The following is an 18,551-nucleotide window of genomic DNA, read 5'->3' on the forward strand; positions in this document are numbered from 1 at the left end:
CACCTCCTTTAATTCTCAATAATCACCCGGGTATTCCCCGTGGCCCGCAGGACCCCGCAGTAGGCTTTCCCCTGCTTGCGGGTAAATTCCAGATCAACCGTTCCGGAACCTGCAGACAGGTTGCAGATTTGAATCTCCTGAACCCAGGGGGGTAGCTGGGGTGCGCTTACATGAACCTCATTGCCCCAGCAGGAAATGCCCAGCAGGGTACGTATGAGCAGGGGCATGGTTCCCACGGCCCAGGCCTGGGGATCGCAGGCGGTGGGGTAATGTACGGGACCGCCGTCCCTGCGCCTGGTAAAACCGCAAAAAACCTCCGGCAGGCGGTGATAGGGGAAGGACATGGCTGCTTCAAAAAGGCCGGTAACAACCTTTTCCAGTAAATCAAACTGCCGGTAACAACGTAACCCGTAAGCAATAATGGCGTTATCATGGGGCCAGACAGAACCGTTATGATAACTCATGGGGTTATAGGGCCCCATAACTTTACTCATGGTGCGAATGCCCCATCCCGAGTACATGTCGTTATTTAACAACCGCCGGGCTACCGCCAGGGCCATTTCTTCGGGGAGAATACCGGTGAACAGGCAGTGACCCGGGTTGGAAACAATGGTTTTAATTTGATTTTTGTCCCCGTCAAGGGCATAGGCCAGGTATTGTTCATCTTCCATCCAGAAAGCTTCTATGAACTTGCGCTGGAGGGCCCGGGCCTCTTCTTCCAGTTCCCGGGACCATCCGTCCTTCCCGAGTATGCGGCCCATTTCTGCAGCCCGCTTTAAGGCCAGGTAGTAGTAGGCTTGTACTTCTACCAGGGCAATAGGTCCGCTGGGGAGATTGCCCCGGGGGTCAATAACCCCGTCCCAGGAGTCCTTCCACCCCTGGTTGGTCAGTCCCCGGGGAGAACGTACGGCATATTCTATGAACCCGTCGCCGTCCATATCCCCGTATTTACGGCACCAGTTTACAGCGGCAAAAAGATTTTCCGCGAGATCGGTTAGCAGTTGCCTGTTTCCAGTCCAGTGGTAGGTTTCGGAAAGGAGGATGATGAACCAGGGAGTGGCATCCACACTGCCATAATAGGGTGTATGGGGAATTTCCCCGCAGGCGGCCAGCTCACCCCGGCGGAGTTCATGGAGTATTTTCCCGGGCTCTTCATCCCGCCAGGGATTATCCTCCTTCCCCTGCAGGCTGGCCAGGAAGTACAGGCTTTTTACCGCAATGTCCGGGTTGACAATGAGCGCCTGCCAGGAGGTAATCAGGGCGTCACGTCCAAAGGGAGCGGCATACCATGGTATGCCGGCCTGAACAATAGTTCCCAGATCGGGATAATCTGTGCACAGGGCATACAGGTCGGTGACATTACGGCGAAGCATGTTGCTTAAAAAGATATTGTCGCTTTTAAACTGGGTACACTGCTGCTTCCATTTCTCATAAAGGGTATATGTTTTACGCACCGCCCGGCTGAATCCGGCGGTGATAGCTCCCTTCCTGCCGATGGCGGCGCCGGGCTTATTACCAATAAATGGCTTCACCTGCATGTAAAGGTAAACCTTGCGCCCCGGGGGCAGGGTAAGGGAAAAGCGTGCTGTGGCCAGGTTTTTTTCTTTATCTACATCCACATGGTCAGGGAAAGGAGAAAAGGAAACCCTGGTGTAACGGCACAGGTTGTCTCTTCCCCGGTACCCAAAAAGGATGCCTTCCTGCGTGGGTTGCGGGGTGAAAATTTCCCCCTCCTCCTTGCGTTCAAATCCCCGGATCACAAAAATATCCCGAAAATCGGCTCCCAGGGTAAACTGGAGGGTAATCATAACGGGCATGGGGTTAAAATTGATGAGCCTTAACCTCTGGAAAAGGGCGTTATCCAGAACCCGCAGGGCACGGATATGAATGGTACTTGCCGGGATTATGTGGTTATCCCGTTCCAGCACCGGGTTGGTCAGTTCAAACTGGGCAAAATGGCTATCTTTAATGGAGGAGGAAAGGAAAAGCAGGTTTCCTTCCGTCAACCCCAGTTCCAGGCAGCTGAGAAAGCGGGTGTCCCGGTAATAAAGACCAAACCCGCCGTTATGTTCCCGGGACACCTCCCCCTCGGGTCCACAGATGAAGAAAAGTTCACCTTCTTTTAGTACTTCCTGGGAAAAATTGGTCCGGGTGGCTAACCCCGGTATATGGGTTATGTCAAGCACCGCCTTACCTCCTAGACGATTTGTACCTGCCTGCGCAGGTAAGAGGCCAGTACCTTGCCATATACCTGGAGTGTACGGGCTGTCATAGTCTCACGGGTAAAATCTTTTTCCACCATTTGCCGCCCTGTGGCACCCATTTTCCGGGCCCGGTCAGGATTGGCCAGCAGGTAGCAGCACTTTTGGGCCAGCGATTCGTGATCGTGCATGGGAACCACGAAACCGTTCACGCCGTCCTGAATTACCTCGGGCATACCGCCGGCCCGGCTGACCACGATGGGGCGACCTGTGGCCAGGGATTCCAGCATGGCCAGGCCAAAGGGTTCTTCAAAGCAGGAAGGGTAAACACAAATTTCTGCGGCCTGGTACATCAACGGTATTTCATCCCAGGGGAAAAAGCGGATGAATATATCTTTTTCCAAACCCGTTTCGGTTATCAGGTTCCTGATTCTGGATATATGTTCGGGTTGCTTGCTGCCCCAGTCAACGGTTTTTTCCGTACCGGCCAGCACCAGCATGGTATCCGGGAATTGTTCTTTAATGAGCTGGAAAGCCTTGATGCTGATATGGCATCCCTTGTCGTAGCTCATGCGGGCCGGATGGAAAATGACTCTTTTCCCTGCAATTTCCGGGTAAGTTTCCCGTACTTTTTGCAGGTCTTCTTCACCGGGAGGCCTGAACCTCTCCAGATCTATGCCATGATACACAACGGTAATCCTGTCCTCAGGAAAACCGGCCTTAACCAGTTCTTGCTTAATGTAGTGGCTTACGGCAATTACTGCATCCCATTCGCTGGCGTAACGGCACATTTCTTCCCAGAGGGAATCGGACCAGACGTTGTGGGCCGTCAGGATCAGGGGGATTCCCCAGCACCTCTTGGCCTCAAGGAGAGCTTCTAGATGAACCGGACTAAAGTAGTGCATATTATGGGCATGGATAATGTCAGGGTGAACTTGCTGGATAAATTTAACAATTAACCGGCGAATATCGTTTTTTTTGTTCACCAGTTCTTTTTCATCCAGGCTGTTCAGGTCCATTAACCTGTGACGGTAAATTTTGAGCCCGCGCCAGGTATATTCCATATCTCCTTCGCGGGTAGCTCCGGTGAGCAGGCTAACCTGGCACCCGTAGCGGTTGAGCTCCGGGCACAGCATGGCCAGATGGCTTTCCACACCACCAATAATGGGCGGGAAAGCCCAGTGCAACATAGCAATTCTCACTCTGACACCTCCTTTGAAAAAATAATAATCCCGGCAGGTTTTCTTCTACCGGGATTATTATTCCGCTGCCTACTTAAACCCGGTAGGGAAACCCCCTTTATCCAGAATTTACATATACACCTTATAAATATTATAAGCAATTACCAGAAAAAATGTCAAGATTATCTAGGTCTGAGGATCAGGATGCGCAACCGGGTGAGCAGGATTATGATCAGCGCCAGGAATATCATCAAGCCCAGGATAACGAACAGGATGAGAAGCGAGAGAAAGCTGATGCTCCAGGCGGAAATGGGACGAGCTGCAAAAAGCGGTGCGAAAACAGGCTGGATGAGGTACTGGTTTAGAGCCGTAGCCGGTCCAAATAGCAGGCAGGTATAAAAGGCGGCCAGGATGGCATGGGCTATACGTACCAGAATGAAAGGTCTCATGCGGATATCGGTTCCGGCGATCATGCTGGCTGCCTGGGCCTGGATGGACAGGCCGCTCCAGGCCAGAATCATGGCTACAGCAACCAGCCGGTGGAGTAAAGGGGCAGCCGCTTCCGATGCCAGCCTGGTGCCCGTGGTCATTTCAAAAAGCCCGCTGGCCAGGGCGGGGAGCACGGCCGGTGAAAGGCCCATGGGTACCAGTACCAGTCCCAGGGCCCTGGCTATCAGGTTAATAATGCCGGCCTGGGTGAGCAGATTGATTATAACGGCAAAAAGTATGATGAAACCTCCAATGGTTAAAAGGTTATTGATGGAATTTTTTACGGCATCTCCAATAATCTGACCCGGTGGCCGCTTATCCTGCCCCTGATGGGCAAGCAATTCATCCAGGGCCCGTTTTAAAATCCAGGTGTTCTTTTCACCTGCGGGGCGGGGGAGTATCTCCGGGTCATGGCGGCCGTAAAAACGTAGTAACAATCCGAGGGTAAGGTTGGCCATATAGTGGGCCCCGGCAATAAGGGGTCCAAGGGCAGCGTTGTGAAACATTCCTACGGCCACAGCCACCAGCATGAAGAGGGGGCTGGAATTGTTTGTAAAAGACATTAACCTCTCTGCTTCAATCCTGGTACAGAGTTTTTGGGCCCGCAACCGGGCGGTAACCATGGCTCCAATGGGGTAGCCGCTGGTATAGCCGATGGCCAGGACAAAAGAACCCGTACCGGGGACGTTAAAGAGGGGGCGCATAACTGGTTCCAGGAGAACACCCATGAAGTGAACGACCCCGAAGTTCATGAGCAATTCGGAGACGATGAAAAAGGGGAGGAGGGAAGGGAATACTATATTCCACCAGGTACCAAGTCCGAAAATGGCCCCTTCAAAAACAGTCTGGGGCCGGGTAATCATGCCCAGAACAAACAACAGGGCACAGGCCGTCCAAAAAATACGTATTATTTCCTGCCGTTTCTGCATTACTTCACCTGCTTGATAATTGGTTTATCAGGCTGCCCGGGGCAGCGAATCTGGCGACCGTTTTATATATATGGGGCATGGCGGGTGATTAGACCACCCTGCCCATGTGAGAATAGTCACAGCTGCCCCGGGAGAAAACGCACAGTATTTCGCGGTAAGAATGAGTTATTTTATTGGCAGGAAATAAATTATAAAGTAAAAGAGGAGGTTCCTTTTATGCCCAAACGTCAAATCGTGCGTATAGATGAAGAGAAATGCACAGGTTGTGGCCTGTGCGTTACTCCCTGTGCCGAAGGAGCAATTCAAATTATAAATGGTAAGGCCAAAGTTGTGCGGGAAGAATTATGTGATGGCGCGGGATTTTGTATTGGCGTCTGCCCGGTGGGTGCCCTTTCCATTGAGGAGCGGGAGGCCCCGGCTTTTTCCGAGGAGGCCGTTCATGAGCATTTAAAGAATAAGGAGAAGACATACCTTACCCAGACCTGCTTCCGCTGCGGGAACAGCGAAGAACATGTTCCCTTGCTCCCCTGCCGTTACCGGGGGGAGAGTCTCTGGGTATGCACTCGCTGCCTGCCGCCGTTAATTCATGGTTAGTTTTCTGCCTGCCTGGAAATCGCCCCTGATAATTCCGGGTGGGTTTTCAGGGGCGCCCGCGCCCCGGCGGGCCTGTTTTTTCCAGAAAGTTTACTTTCCCTTCAAAGGGAGCAGGAGTTCATGCTGATGTGTCGAAGAAAAATCTAGGTCAGCGGGAATACCGGCAGTAACATTTGATGCATTTTCCCCTGGAACCCTTGAAAAGATCGCGGAAGAGCTGATCCAGTTCTGCGTGTTTTAAACGGATTAAGCCCTCGGGATTGGCAAGGACATTATTAACGAAGAGCCGGATGTAAACGTGTTCCCTGGTTTCGATGACCACCACAAGTTTATACTCATTCACAGGTTACACCCCTTTTGTTTAAAGTCCCCCCTCTAGTAAACCAGCCCGGGAGCAGGTACACGGGGTGGGAGAGTGAAGGTTGAATGAAAATATATGCTATCAGCGATTTGCATCTATCCTTTTCCAGGATACCGGATCCGGCTAACTGGGGGGATAGCCCGGAGTACAAGCCCATGTCCGAAGTGGATGAGTCCTGGACCAACCATGCGTCCCGCATTTACGAAAACTGGACCCGGATCGTTACCGATGATGATGTGGTGCTGGTGGGTGGAGATATTTCCTGGGCCATGCGTTTGGAGGAAGCCCGGCCGGACCTGCATTTTCTCGGGCTACTGCCGGGGCTCATTATAGCCGTCCAGGGCAACCACGATTACTGGTGGCAGAGCATCTCCCGGGTAAGGGCAATGGCTCCTCCCAATTTGCGCTTGATTCAAAATGATCACGTCCGGCTGGGAGATCTGGTTATCTGCGGGACACGGGGCTGGCTGTGTCCCAATGGTGCTTTTTTTAAGGAAGAGGATATGAAAATTTACAAGCGCGAGCTGATCCGCCTGCGGAATTCACTGGACAGCGTTCAGGGAACCGCGGAGGAAATCATTGTTATGATGCATTACATGCCAACCAACGAAAAACACGAATATAGCGGGTTTATTGAAATCTTCCAGGAATACGGCGTAAAACACGTGGTTTACGGGCACCTGCACGCACGGGCCTGCCGCTACCGACTGCCCGACCAGGCCTGGGGTATCAACTTTTACCTCAGCAGTGCCGACTACCTGTCCTTCACTCCACGCCTGATCATGAACTGGCCTCCCCGCTGATTTGTTCCTGGATTTTGGCCGGGTAAAATCCATCTTCAATCAGGGCAGGAGTTTGGTCCTTTATATCTAAATATAAACTGAAAAGAATAGTTTTTAAAGACTAAGGTAAGGGGAATCAGGCTTGTGTTGGGGGAAAATTAAGGGAGGGGTTATATTTGGCTAAATTTATTTGTGATACCTGCGGTAAAGAGGTGCAGGTTGTTGACGGGGTGGTTTCCTGGACCAGGGAAGAGAAGGAGTTGAGCAATTTCAAGCTCACTCATAAAGAGAGCCTGGGTACGGGTTGCCAGCCGGATAACAACCGCTACCGGGAACTGTATACTCTGACCCTGGCCAGCGGTTTTATGGAATTTGTGCAGTACCTCCTGGAGCGGTGGGCCGATGGGCTGGTTTTAAAAGATCCGGAGACCCTGCGCAGTGTCATGCGTCAGCTGAACTTGCACATGCATGAAAAATTGTTAATGCTGGTAGAGGAATAGCGGGTGAGTAAATTGACTATCCGGCTCTGCTGAAGGAGCAGAGCTTTTGATTTTTGGGGGCTGCCACTGTAAAAGGTGGCAGCCGCCCTTAAATTTTTTAGGAAAGGCCAAGCTCCCGGGCCAGTTGCGTCCAGGCCGGGAAAGAATTGAGGATGATTTGTTTGTTTATACAGTACGAGACGCGGAAGTAGCCGGGCAGGCCAAAGCCACTCCCCGGTACCACCAGGATATTGTATTTTTGAGCAACCCTGGTGAACTCCACGTCATCGGGTAGTGGTGAACGGGGGAAAAGGTAAAAAGCCCCCTGGGGTTTTACCACCTCGAAGCCCAGGGACACCAGGTGGTTATATAACAGATCACGCTTTTCCTGGTAGGCAGCAACATCCACCTTTTCCCGCTGCAGCCCGGTTACCAGCCGTTGCATCAGGGCGGGTGCATTAACAAAACCCAGAATGCGGTTGGAGAAAACCAGGCCCTCCAGCAACAGGTCGCCTTCATTGATATCTGGATGGACGGCTACATAACCAATGCGCTCACCGGGAAGGGCCAGGTCCTTGCTGTGGGAAGTTACCACGATACTGTTACGGGTAAACTGGAACACGCTGGGTACCTTCAGGCCGTCATAAACGATTTTGGCGTAGGGCTCGTCGGAAATTAAGTAGATGGTGGTGCCCAGTTCTTCGCCCTTTTTATCCAGAAGCCTTCCCAATTCCGCCAGGCAGCCGGCCCCGTAGACCACTCCTGTAGGGTTGTTGGGTGAGTTGATAATCACTGCTTTTGTCCTGGGGGTAATGGCCTTTTCCAGGGCTGCCAGGTCCGGCTGGAAATCCGGCCCGGTAGTTACTTCTTTAATTATTCCGCCGTGGTTATCCACGTAAAAACGGTATTCAACGAAGTAGGGAGCCAGTACAATGACCTCGTCCCCCTGGTCCAGCAGGGTTTTCAATACTACGTTCAACCCTCCCCCGGCACCTACCGTCATGATCACATGCCGGGCACGGAAAGGTAACCCCGTTTCTTCAGCCAGGACTTCAGCTACTGCCCGGCGGGTTTCCTCATAGCCGGCATTGCTCATGTAACGGTGCATACCCGGGATGGGGTTTGCAGCCAGCCTGCGTAGCTCCTCTTTAAAGGATGCCGGTGGCTCCACGTCGGGATTACCCAGAGTAAAGTCATAAACCTTATCAGCGCCGTAAATGGCGCGTAACCGCTCCCCTTCTTCAAACATTTTGCGGATCCAGGAAGCCTGGGAAAGAAAACCAGCAATTTTTCGACTGATGGTCACTTTTAACCCTCCTTTTGAGTTTTGAATTCTCCACAGAATAAAAAATACCTGCTTCATGAGCAGGTAACAGGCTGTACGACAAAGTGCTCCGGGATGTGCCCTGGTTTAAAGTCGTCGCTCCCGGTCGTTTCGCTGGCCGGGCCAAAAGACCCCGGCTCCGGTCTTCGGCGGGTACTGGCCACATTCATACATCCTGTGTTCAGGTGGCCTCCGCGGACATCCGGTCCGCGGCACGTGGCCTGGCCCGGCAGCGCTCACTCCAGGTCGCTCCTCCTATAAAACCAGGGCACATGGAGAGTTTGTTAAAACTTTGCTACCTGCTTTGTGTGCAGGTGCCTGCCTGTAAGCGGAAAGTTGTGCTATACTGTTTGGAGGAAAGGCGGGATGAATCATGTGCGTGGAGGTTGTTTTATTTGATCTTGACGGCACCCTGGCCGACTCCCTTCCTTTAATAATGCATACCTACCGGCGGGTGTTTGGTGAAATGGGCATTCCCTGGGATGACGGTAATGTTCTTGGCTGGATTGGCCGCCCAATTGTGGATATTGCCCGGTATTTTGCCGGGGAAGAGAGGGCCGAAGATTTTATCAAGCGCTACCAGCACTACTATCATCTTGATCATGACCGCTATACGCGGCTTTTCCCGGGTACGCTGGAAATGCTCCGCAACCTGCGTACCATGGGCCTGAAGCTGGGCATTGTTACTTCTAAAGGGAAGACGGGTGCCTGGCGAACAGTTAACTTCACCGGCCTGGATCAATATATTGACGTCATGGTCACCGCCCATGACGTGGACAGGCACAAACCCCTGCCCGATCCAATTCTTAAGGCCATGGAAATTCTCCGGACCCGGCCCGACCGGACGGTTTATGTAGGGGACAGTTATTTCGATATTCAGGCCGGGCGTTCTGCCGGGGTTAAAACCCTGGGGGTCACCTGGGGGGTGGCTTCCCGGGCAGAACTGGAACGTTACCGGCCGGATGGGCTGCTGGATTCCTGGGCGGATTTACATTTATTCCTGGAGAAATAATGATTTTACCATGCCGGAGGGCTTTACACGAAAAAAAGGGCCCACCAGGGACCCTGTTTTTCCCAGCTGCTATGTTTTAACTAGGTCAGGCGTAAAGGTTCTTCCCGGAGGAGATGATCCCATTTTTCCGGCAGGTAACCCACTACGATGTGACCATCAACATCGATGGTGGGGCACTCTGTGCGCCCGGTTTTATAACGGAGTTCACCCCTTGCCCCGGGATCTTGAATGTTTTTCTCTTCATAGTTAATCCCCTTGTTTTCAAGGAACTGCCTGGCCTTTTGACAGTTCTCACAGTTGGGCGATACATAGAGGGTAACGTGGTAATCCCCCAGGTTGTATCACCTCTCTTTCCGGGTTTTAACTTAGTTTGCCCCACCGCAAGAAAATCTCTTCCCGGCAGGTTTCGTCATCTCTGGAACGGGTTCCGGTGAACCGCCGGCCAGGCAGGCGAAATTATAACTTTTAAACTGTTCAATCAGGGTTTCCTGGATGGAGGCCAGGGCGCGGTGTACGGAACAATGGGGCGGTCCCTTTTTGCTGCAAAAACCAGGATCTATAAGGCAGCGGTTTATCTGTACCGGCCCCTCCACAGCCAGCATTACGTCCAGCAGCGTAATTTCTGCCGGGGGGCGGGCCAGGGCATAACCACCGCCCACACCGCGGTAGGAATAAATAATCCCGGCCTTGGTAAGCAGGCGCAGGATCTTTAACAGAAAACGCATGGGTATACCTTCATGCCTGGCAATGACCTGGGCTTCTACCACTTCGCCAGGAGGGAGCTGGGCCAGGTAAAGGACTGCCCGGAAAGCGTAATCTGTAGCTTGATTGAGTCTCATTGTCTTCCCCCGGTTTTAAAAGTATACCTTGTAAGTTTACTTTTAAAGATATTCTAAGTCTTCTTGAGCATACCTGTCAAGACTGCCATAGGAGGGGTGAAAACCATTCCAGGGGTGGGTCAATCTTACCCACTCCAGCCTCTAGACAAGGTATTTCCGGGGTGTGCCCTGGTTTTAGTCGTCGCTCCCGGTCGTATCGCTGGCCGGGGCAAAAGGCCCCGGCTCCGGTCTTCGGCGGGTACCGGCCACATTCACACATCCTGTGTTCAGGTGGCCTCCGCGGACGTCCTGTCCGCGGCACGGGCCTGGCCCGGCGGCGCTCACTCCAGGTCGCTCCTCCTTTAAAACCAGGGCACATAAGAAGTTTGTCAACAGGCTGAGGGGCTGAAGTATCCCCAGTTTTTTAAAGCCCTGTTTTGGCTCGGTAGCGAGCGACTTGAGTTGAGCGGCCAGCCAAACTTAGCGAGGCGAAAAGCGAAGGCAGGCCCGAGGGCATGGATGCCGAAAATGGAGGTTAGAGGTCGGAAGTTGGAAGTCGGAAATAGGAAGGAATTCGCGCAGCGAATTCCAACAGCAGTTCCAACCTCTGACATCTGACTTCCAACTTCCAAGTTGGCCGGGAAGCCTGCCGGAGCTTTGAGCCGAGCAATAGTTTGGCCCGCAAGGCTCACTGGAGCGAGCGAGAGCCAAAACAGGGGGAGTTGGAAAGTGGGGATAACTCAGGCTGAGGGGTGGGTATAATCTTACCCACCCCTTTAGCCTGCCGGGTTTCTGTAAAACTTGAGCCTGAATCTGAGAACGTTCAGGTATACTGGCCATATTGTGCCGGTTGTGAGAGGTCGTAATATTGCCTGGAGTAACCGGTGTCAACAAAGTCCTTTAAAACACCCTGGCCCTGTACCTCATCCAGTGCCTGGCGGAACAGGCTGGCGTGTGCTTCTTCCCTGCTGATCAGGAATTTGATGAAATCCTGAACTGCCGGGTCTTTAGCCTGGCGGTAGAGCCTTTCATATACGGCCTTGGCCCGGAACTCGGCTGCAATGTTGGACTGCAGGTCGGCGGCTATATCGCCCACTGCGTCCACATAAGTGCTGGAGAAAGGTGAGCCCAGGGAATTAATCCACAGAGGTCCGCCTCCACCGAGGAGCTGGAAGGAAAATTCTTCAGGTGAAGCAGTGCTGACCTGCTCCCCTGCCAGGAGACCTATTATATGTCCTACCATTTCCAAATGGTTTAACTCTTCCGTACCAATGTCCAGGAGAAGATCCCTTATTTTGGGATTTTTGCATTTCAGTCCCTGAATGATATACTGCATCCCGGCGGCCAGCTCTCCGTTCTGCCCGGCCAGCTGCTCCACCAGCATGCTGGCAAACTTCGGGTCGGGGCCGCTTACCCTTACAGGATATAGAAATTCATCTTTCCGGTGATAAAACATTAATTATCATCCTCCATGTAATTGTTTGAATGGTTTTTCCGGGGCTCGCCGGTGGCGTGAACGGCCACACGACGTTCCCGGCCGCAGGCCGGGCAGGTAAAAAGATGCATGCAAACCGGTGCCTCGAAGGCCAGGTTGAAATACGGGCTGTAAGGCCCGTAATAGTCGCTCACCGGGCCGGCATCTTCCATGAGGCTGCCACAGGGGCAAAAATGGCGGCCGGTGTAAGTACCGTTGCAAAGCGGGCAGGCCATTTGAAGGTTATTCCTCCTTCGTTCTCAATAATTATTTTTGCCCTGGCGGGGAAGCATATTCCCTTTTTTACTGGAAATAATGAGAGGGGAGGTGCTGTAAAGTGGCCGAACAGAGAAATTTTCCCGAAATTGATGCCCTGGTGGAAAAGGCCAACCGGGCGGCCAGGGAATTCGCCCGCCTCGATCAGGAGGCAGTGGACCGGATTGTCCTCAACATGGCCCTGGCCGGGCTGGACAAGCATATGGAACTGGCCCGCATGGCCGTGGAAGAAACGGGCCGGGGCGTTTTTGAAGATAAAGCGACCAAAAACATTTTTGCTACCGAGGCGGTTTATCATAGCATAAAATATGCCAAAACAGTGGGCGTTATTGAAGATAATGAGGAAGAGGGTTACCTGGAGGTGGCCGAACCCGTAGGGGTGGTGGCTGCCGTGGTGCCGGTAACCAATCCCACTTCCACCACCATGTTCAAGTCCCTGATCTGTGCCAAAACCAGGAACCCGGTAATCTTCAGTTTCCACCCCGATGCCCAGCGCTGCAGCGCAGCCGCAGCCAGGATTATGCTGGAAGCAGCGGTGGCTGCCGGGGCCCCTGCCAACTGTATTTCGTGGCTGGAAAATCCCAACTATGATACCACCGGTTATTTAATGCGGCACCCCGGCGTGGCCCTGATTGTGGCTACCGGTGGGGCCGGGCTGGTGCGGGCCGCTTACAGTACCGGGAAGCCCGCTCTCGGGGTGGGGCCGGGAAACGTCCCCTGTTACATTGAAAAAACCGCCAACTTGAGAAGGGCAGTAACCGACCTGATCCTGAGCAAGACTTTTGACAATGGTTTAATCTGCGCTTCTGAGCAAAGTGTGATTATTGACCGGGAAGTGGCCGATCAGGTTATCGCCCTGATGAAAGAAAATGGCTGCTATTTTTTAAATGAGGAGGAAACCTGCCTGCTGGAAGAACTGGCCGTGGAACGGGGGAGCTGTACCCTGAATCCCAGGGTGGCCGGGCAATCGGCCCGGAAAATTGCGGAAATGGCCGGTTTCACCGTGCCGCCGGAGACCAAGGTGCTGGTGGTTCCCCTGGCCGGGGTGGGACCGGAATATCCCCTGTCTATGGAAAAATTAAGCCCCATTCTTTCCTTATATATTGTGGATGGTACGGCTGAAGGAATTGAATTATGTGAAAAAGTGGTTGAATTTGGCGGTTTGGGCCATACGGCGGTTATTCATTCTGAAGATCAAAAAGTCATCGATGAATTTTCCCGTCGTATACGTACCGGGCGAATTATTGTTAATTCACCTGCCACCCACGGAGCCATCGGGGATATCTACAATGTGAACGTTCCTTCCTTTACCCTCGGCTGCGGTTCCATGGGCAGCAACTCCACCACTTCCAACGTCAGTGTGGAAAACCTGATCAATATAAAAAGAGTGGCCAAGCGCCGGGCCAAACTGCAATGGTTCCGGGTTCCTGAACGAATTTATTTTGAACCGGGATCCGTACAATATTTACGTAAACTTCCCGGTGTCAACAGGGCCTTTATCGTCACTGACCCCGAGGTTAAACGCCTGGGTTTTGTGGACAAGGTGTTATATCATTTGAACCATCGCAATAACCAGGTGGTTACCGAGGTGTTTTATGAAGTGGAACCGGATCCCTCGGTGGAAACGGTGCGCCGGGGATGTGCGCTGATGAACCGGTTTCGTCCGGATACCATTATTGCCGTGGGGGGCGGTTCGGCCATTGATGCCGCCAAGACCATGTGGCTCTTTTATGAGCATCCGGAAGTGGAGTTTGAGTTTCTCAAACTCAAATTTATGGACATTCGCAAGCGCACATACAAATACCCCAAGCTGGGGCGAAAAGCACAGCTGGTGGCCATACCCACCACCAGCGGTACCGGTTCAGAGGTAACAGCTTTTGCTGTCATTACCAATAAGGGCGAGCAGGTAAAATACCCCCTGGCCGATTATGAACTTACACCCGACGTGGCCATAATAGATCCCGATTTTGCCCGGACCATGCCCGATAGGGTAACGGCCGATACAGGTATGGACGTGCTGACCCATGCCCTGGAGGCCTATGTTTCGGTAATGGCTTCGGATTATACAGATGCCATGGCGGCAAAGGCCGTGGAACTGGTCTTTCGTTACCTGCCCCGTTCTTACCGGAATGCCCGTGACCATAAGGCCCGGGAAAAAATGCATAATGCATCCTGTATTGCCGGCATGGCTTTTACCAATGCCTTTCTCGGAGTCAACCACGCGCTGGCCCACCAGCTGGGGGCAACCTTTCATATTTCCCACGGCCGTGCCAATGCTGTTCTTTTACCTTACGTTGTGGCTTACAATGCCAGCCGGCCGACCAAGTTTGTTTCCTTTCCCCAGTATGAGTATTTTCACGCCCCGGAAAAATACTGGCAGCTGGCCCGCTTGCTGGACCTGCCCGCAGCTACGGTAGAAGAGGGGGTGAAGAGCCTCATCGGTGCCATCTTTCGCCTCTTAAAAGAGCTGGATATTCCCTGTACCGTGGCCGATCTGGGTATTGAGCGGGAAATATACGAAAGTAAAATCCCCGAAATGGCCGAACGCGCTTTTGCCGACCAGACCACCACTACCAATCCCCGTTTTCCCCTGGTGGCTGAACTGGCCGATCTTTACCGCCTGGCCTATGGCCCGCCGCTGTCCAGGGATGTGGGCGAGGGCGTCCTGGACTTTTCTTACCTGGAGGGATACGGGGGGAGAATGGTCTTCCCGCCATATTCCCGGGACCGGGATGTCATGGTATACAGGGCGGAAAATCCACTGCAGTAAAGGACACCCGCAGTTAGCGGTTACCCGGTCCGGGTTCCCGGGTATAGGGTATGGGGATGTACTGGACCGAGGGGCGGCGCTGGGCAGGCTGCGGGTACAGGTCCATCAGAGCATAGATTTCGGGCGGCAGCTCGGCACAAACGGGGAAACCCAGTTCCTGTAAACGCTCGCAGGTGAGGGGGTAATCGTGGGTCCACTGGCCGCTGGTAAGCAGGCGGCTGATCTGGCGCGCTTTTTCCCGGGGCATTTTTTCCACCAGCAGCTGGTAGATAAACTCTTCTACCTGGTTCATGGCCTTGGAAGCAATGTCGGCCAGCATCAGGGTGCGATCATCCACCCGTTCCCGTCCTTTAATATGCACAGCTTCCAGAATAGATGCCGCCGGGAGTTCACCCAGTTGGGGATCCACAGGACCTAAAACGGCGTTTTCGTCCATTACGATCTCGTCTGCGGCCAGGGCAATCATGGTCCCCCCGCTCATGGCATAGTGGGGGACGAAAACAGTAACTTTGGCCCGGTGCTTTTGTAGAGCCCGGGCAATTTGTTCTGCGGCCAGGACCAGTCCGCCCGGTGTATGCAGGATCAGGTCGATGGGCATGTCGTCGGGCGTCAGGCGAATGGCCCGCAGGATGGCTTCCGAGTCTTCTACGTTAATATAGCGGGAAATGGGTATGCCCAGTAAACTCAGTGATTCCTGGCGGTGGATTAAGGTTATCACCCGGCTTTTTCTCTTTTTCTCCAGGCTACGGATTAAGCGCAGGCGCAGTGATTCCAGCCGGTACTGGCGGGAAGCCGGCAGGAGGGCTAAAATAATAAAAAAAATCCACAACAGGTCGTTGAAAGAAAAATCCATCTCCATTCACCCCATTTTTATTTTGGACTAAAAGGTTTTTTTCTATAGTTTTTGGGGAAGGGAATTTAATAACTTTTTATCTTTACTTGTTAATAACCGGTTAAACCGGACTTCTTTCCTGGTGAACCCGGTTTTGCTCCCCCGCCCATTTTCATGGTATTATATGCTGGAGTATACAGGGGAAGTGCTAATAATGCATGTGCCAAAGGGGGAGAAGCTTTGTTTTTCTGGTTGACCGCCCTGATTGTTCTCGTAGTGGATCAGTTCTCCAAAGGGCTGGTGCAGTACCTGATGTATGAGGGGCAATCTGTGCCGATTATTCCGCATGTATTCCATTTAACGTATGTTCGTAATCCCGGGGCGGCGTTCGGCCTTTTCGCCCACCGTACAACCTTTTTTATCGTGGCCACCCTGCTTGTGGTGGCCGGAGCGGTAGCAGGCGCGCTGCGCCTTCCCCCGGGACATCGACTGCTTCGCCTGTCCCTGGGGCTGCTTGTGGGCGGTGCCCTGGGCAACCTGATAGATCGGCTCCGGTTCGGCCTGGTGGTGGATTTTCTGGATTTCCGGATATGGCCGGTTTTCAACCTGGCCGATACGGCTATAGTAACCGGCGCTTTTTTATTGCTGTATACGGTCTGGAGGGAGGAACGGGAAAGGAAAGGTGGAGAAAATTAGTTATTATCGGGTGGAAGAGGGTAACGCCGGGGAACGCCTGGATGTTTTTCTGGCTAAAGAAAATCCGGAACTATCCCGTTCCCATATTCAAAAGTTGATCACCGGGCAGCAGGTAACGGTAAATGGCGACCCCGTGCGTTCCAGCTACCGGGTGAAGCCTGGAGACGAGGTCGTATTAAGAGTACCCCCGCCCAGGGAACTGGAAGTGGTTCCGGAAAACATTCCCCTGGATATATACTATGAAGATGCGGATGTGGTGGTGGTGAACAAGCCCAGGGGTATGGTGGTGCATCCGGCGGAGGGGAATTACAGCGGGACTCTTGTCAATGCCCTGTTGTTTCACTGCCGGGACTTATCCGGGGTAAACGGTATAATGCGGCCCGGTATCGTGCATCGGCTGGATAAGGATACGTCCGGTCTGATTATGGTGGCCAAGAACGACCTGGCTCACCTGGAACTGGCCCGGCAGTTGAAGGAACGAAGGGTTACCAGACGGTATATCGCCCTGGCCCATGGTAATTTTGCGGAAGATCGGGGGACGGTGGATGCGCCCATTGGCCGTCACCCCCGGGACAGGCAGCGCATGGCTGTGGTCAACCAGGGTGGGCGCCATGCGGTAACCCATTACCGGGTTCTGGAGCGCTTTGGTCCGTATACGCTGCTGGAGCTGAGGCTGGAAACCGGTCGCACGCACCAGATCCGCGTGCATATGGCCTATCTGGGGCATCCCCTGGTGGGTGATTTAAAATACGGGCCGTCACGGCCTCATTTTGACCTGCAGGGTCAATTTTTGCACGCGGCCACACTGGGTTTTCAACATCCCCGGAAAGGAGAATATATGGAATTTACCGCCCCGTTACCGGGAGAACTGCAGGATATCCTGGCCCGCTTGAAGGAAAAAAGCTAGTTTTTTAACCAGGAGGCCAGCTCCATAAATAATGCGGTAATGCCTGCTGCCATGAGGGGCCCCACCGGGACCCCGCCCAGGAACACTATGCCTATGATTGAACCGGTTACCAGGCCGAAGATTATTTCCGGCTGCAATTGCAGCAGTCTCAGCCCCTCGCCGTTGAGATGGGTGGCCAGGGCTCCCCCAAATAAGGCCAGCAAGCCGGGCAGGGAGGTAAGGTTATAGAGCATTTCCCGCTCCGTAATCCTGCCTGTGGCTACAGGTACCAGGATGGAGAGCAGGAGAAATAGCAGGCCCAGTTCCAGGCCGCGTTTTTCCAGGAAGGGAAAAATAAAATTTAATTTGGCCAGTTTAATAATAAGCAGTAAACAGGCTGCCGTGGCAATGAGGTTGGAACGGGCGATAACACCAATCAGGAATAAAGCAACCAGCAGGGTAAATCCGGGCATGGTGTATTCCCTCGCTATGTATTTTCTTTATCTCTTTTCTTTTTAGATTATGTAGTGCCGGGAGGTAATATTACCATTAAAAGGAAACCGCCGGACAGGCGGTTATTATCTAAATAATTAAAATATTACAAAACTGATTTCAGGGTATCAGCCCTGAGGCCAACCCGCAGGGCTTCCAGGGCCAGGACTTCATGCGGGGGGATGTTTCCGAGGTTAACATTGGGGCCGAAGCGGAGGATCAGTTCTTCCTGCTGGTTCTTGAGGGGCGCTTCCCAGATTAAAATCCGGGGGTCACCAATGCCGTCGAGCAGTTCCTCCAGCTCTTCATGAATGAATTCCCCCTGGCTGTTGTAAAGGCCTGCGTTGGTACCGGACTCCCGGCCTTCCAGAATAACCCGGTAAGCCCCCAGCTCGAGATCCCTCCGGATCTGCTCCACTAAATACTGGACGGGGTAGTGCTTACCATTTTTCTTGCCCACTTCAGTTAATACCTTCAAACCGAGATCAGCGGCCCGGGAAATGACTTTCTCCCTGACTTCGGATGGCAGGCTGATCGTTCCGTCAGAGACTTCCACCGCTGTAAAGCCTATACTCCTGGCCAGGTAGAGATACTCCTCGATCTTGTCTTGCAATATGGCTACTTCGAAGAATGTTCCCCCGGGATAAATGTCTATACCGAAAGACCTGACGAGATGAACTTTTTCTTCTAACACCTCCGGAGCATACAAAGCGGGAGTCCCAAATCCCAGCTTGAAAAAGTCAATATACTGGCCGCATACATTTAGAATATCTTTTGTTTCCATCAGTCCCAGACCCTTGTCAATGATCATGGTCAAGCCTTGCTGCCGTGGTTTTTCCAATCTTCTACCAAGGGGAAAGTTTAGAAATGCCTGCCATGACCGGGTGCCCTCCTGTTCACTCATGCTCTCAAGCTCCTTTCGGGATAACAGGTTGCACCTGTGTTATACAGGTGC

General features: G+C 52.9%; 19 protein-coding genes. 7 read left to right on the plus strand and 12 right to left on the minus strand.

The window, feature by feature from the left end:
• Positions 1-8 precede the first annotated feature (8 nt).
• The 3 genes from BR83_RS0108225 to ylbJ all read right to left on the minus strand — a co-directional run bounded on the left by BR83_RS0108225 (position 9) and on the right by ylbJ (position 4,800).
• The gene (locus BR83_RS0108225) at positions 9-2,186 is read right to left on the minus strand and encodes an amylo-alpha-1,6-glucosidase (RefSeq protein ID WP_027356691.1); all 2,178 of its coding nucleotides are present in this window, start codon (positions 2,184-2,186) and stop codon (positions 9-11) included.
• Between the two features lie 11 nt (positions 2,187-2,197).
• On the minus strand, positions 2,198-3,403 hold the full coding sequence (locus BR83_RS0108230; protein ID WP_027356692.1) for a glycosyltransferase family 4 protein: 1,206 nt from the start codon (positions 3,401-3,403) through the stop codon (positions 2,198-2,200).
• 161 nt (positions 3,404-3,564) lie between these two features.
• Entirely contained in the window at positions 3,565-4,800 is a 1,236-nt protein-coding gene (ylbJ, locus tag BR83_RS0108235) for a sporulation integral membrane protein YlbJ (RefSeq protein WP_027356693.1), read from the minus strand.
• A 216-nt stretch (positions 4,801-5,016) separates the two neighbouring features.
• On the opposite strand from ylbJ, the gene BR83_RS0108240 reads away from it, so the two are divergent.
• Positions 5,017-5,394 carry an ATP-binding protein gene (locus BR83_RS0108240; RefSeq protein ID WP_027356694.1) on the plus strand — a complete coding sequence of 126 codons (378 nt, stop codon included), beginning with the start codon at positions 5,017-5,019 and terminating at the stop codon, positions 5,392-5,394.
• A 148-nt stretch (positions 5,395-5,542) separates the two neighbouring features.
• Here BR83_RS0108240 and BR83_RS0108245 read toward each other — a convergent pair whose 3' ends face one another.
• Positions 5,543-5,737: a hypothetical protein gene (locus BR83_RS0108245; protein WP_027356695.1), complete on the minus strand. Its 195-nt coding sequence runs from the start codon at positions 5,735-5,737 to the stop codon at positions 5,543-5,545.
• 83 nt (positions 5,738-5,820) lie between these two features.
• Between BR83_RS0108245 and BR83_RS0108250 the strand changes: the two genes are divergently transcribed.
• Positions 5,821-6,558, plus strand: a complete 738-nt coding sequence (locus tag BR83_RS0108250; RefSeq protein WP_027356696.1) for a metallophosphoesterase — start codon at positions 5,821-5,823, stop codon at positions 6,556-6,558.
• A 155-nt stretch (positions 6,559-6,713) separates the two neighbouring features.
• Positions 6,714-7,037, plus strand: a complete 324-nt coding sequence (locus BR83_RS0108255) for a hypothetical protein (protein WP_027356697.1) — start codon at positions 6,714-6,716, stop codon at positions 7,035-7,037.
• Positions 7,038-7,134: 97 nt separating this feature from the next.
• Here BR83_RS0108255 and BR83_RS0108260 read toward each other — a convergent pair whose 3' ends face one another.
• The gene (locus BR83_RS0108260; RefSeq protein WP_027356698.1) at positions 7,135-8,322 is read right to left on the minus strand and encodes a pyridoxal phosphate-dependent aminotransferase; all 1,188 of its coding nucleotides are present in this window, start codon (positions 8,320-8,322) and stop codon (positions 7,135-7,137) included.
• Between the two features lie 391 nt (positions 8,323-8,713).
• Between BR83_RS0108260 and BR83_RS0108265 the strand changes: the two genes are divergently transcribed.
• The gene (locus BR83_RS0108265; protein WP_027356699.1) at positions 8,714-9,352 is read left to right on the plus strand and encodes an HAD family hydrolase; all 639 of its coding nucleotides are present in this window, start codon (positions 8,714-8,716) and stop codon (positions 9,350-9,352) included.
• A gap of 80 nt (positions 9,353-9,432) precedes the next feature.
• Here BR83_RS0108265 and BR83_RS16695 read toward each other — a convergent pair whose 3' ends face one another.
• From BR83_RS16695 to BR83_RS15395, 4 genes are all read right to left on the minus strand, one after another.
• Positions 9,433-9,687: a glutaredoxin family protein gene (locus tag BR83_RS16695; protein WP_073167480.1), complete on the minus strand. Its 255-nt coding sequence runs from the start codon at positions 9,685-9,687 to the stop codon at positions 9,433-9,435.
• A gap of 30 nt (positions 9,688-9,717) precedes the next feature.
• Complete coding sequence (locus BR83_RS15385) at positions 9,718-10,191, minus strand: RrF2 family transcriptional regulator (RefSeq protein WP_084327111.1); 474 nt, start codon at positions 10,189-10,191, stop codon at positions 9,718-9,720.
• 802 nt (positions 10,192-10,993) lie between these two features.
• On the minus strand, positions 10,994-11,626 hold the full coding sequence (locus BR83_RS15390; RefSeq protein WP_051618037.1) for a manganese catalase family protein: 633 nt from the start codon (positions 11,624-11,626) through the stop codon (positions 10,994-10,996).
• Entirely contained in the window at positions 11,626-11,880 is a 255-nt protein-coding gene (locus BR83_RS15395; protein ID WP_051618040.1) for a hypothetical protein, read from the minus strand. Before BR83_RS15395 ends, BR83_RS15390 begins: the two co-directional genes overlap by 1 nt.
• Positions 11,881-11,981: 101 nt before the next feature.
• Between BR83_RS15395 and adhE the strand changes: the two genes are divergently transcribed.
• Positions 11,982-14,690: a bifunctional acetaldehyde-CoA/alcohol dehydrogenase gene (gene adhE / locus BR83_RS15400; protein ID WP_034634781.1), complete on the plus strand. Its 2,709-nt coding sequence runs from the start codon at positions 11,982-11,984 to the stop codon at positions 14,688-14,690.
• A gap of 13 nt (positions 14,691-14,703) precedes the next feature.
• Here the strand turns inward: adhE and BR83_RS0108290 are convergent, their stop codons facing one another.
• Positions 14,704-15,543, minus strand: coding sequence for an SDH family Clp fold serine proteinase (locus BR83_RS0108290; protein WP_027356700.1), 840 nt, complete (start codon positions 15,541-15,543; stop codon positions 14,704-14,706).
• A 219-nt stretch (positions 15,544-15,762) separates the two neighbouring features.
• Here BR83_RS0108290 and lspA point away from each other — a divergent pair, with 219 nt between their 5' ends.
• Entirely contained in the window at positions 15,763-16,218 is a 456-nt protein-coding gene (gene lspA, locus BR83_RS0108295) for a signal peptidase II (protein WP_027356701.1), read from the plus strand.
• Positions 16,205-17,125, plus strand: a complete 921-nt coding sequence (locus BR83_RS0108300; RefSeq protein ID WP_027356702.1) for an RluA family pseudouridine synthase — start codon at positions 16,205-16,207, stop codon at positions 17,123-17,125. Before lspA ends, BR83_RS0108300 begins: the two co-directional genes overlap by 14 nt.
• Here BR83_RS0108300 and BR83_RS0108305 read toward each other — a convergent pair.
• Positions 17,122-17,577: a DUF441 domain-containing protein gene (locus BR83_RS0108305; protein ID WP_027356703.1), complete on the minus strand. Its 456-nt coding sequence runs from the start codon at positions 17,575-17,577 to the stop codon at positions 17,122-17,124. The genes BR83_RS0108300 and BR83_RS0108305 overlap by 4 nt on opposite strands.
• Before the next feature lie 125 nt (positions 17,578-17,702).
• A complete protein-coding gene (gene comA, locus BR83_RS0108310) occupies positions 17,703-18,500 on the minus strand; it encodes a phosphosulfolactate synthase (protein WP_027356704.1) in 798 nt (265 codons plus the stop codon).
• Between the last annotated feature and the right edge of the window lie 51 nt (positions 18,501-18,551).

The organism is Desulfofundulus thermocisternus DSM 10259, assembly GCF_000686645.1.
Taxonomy (GTDB): Bacteria; Bacillota; Desulfotomaculia; order Desulfotomaculales; family Desulfovirgulaceae; genus Desulfofundulus; species Desulfofundulus australicus.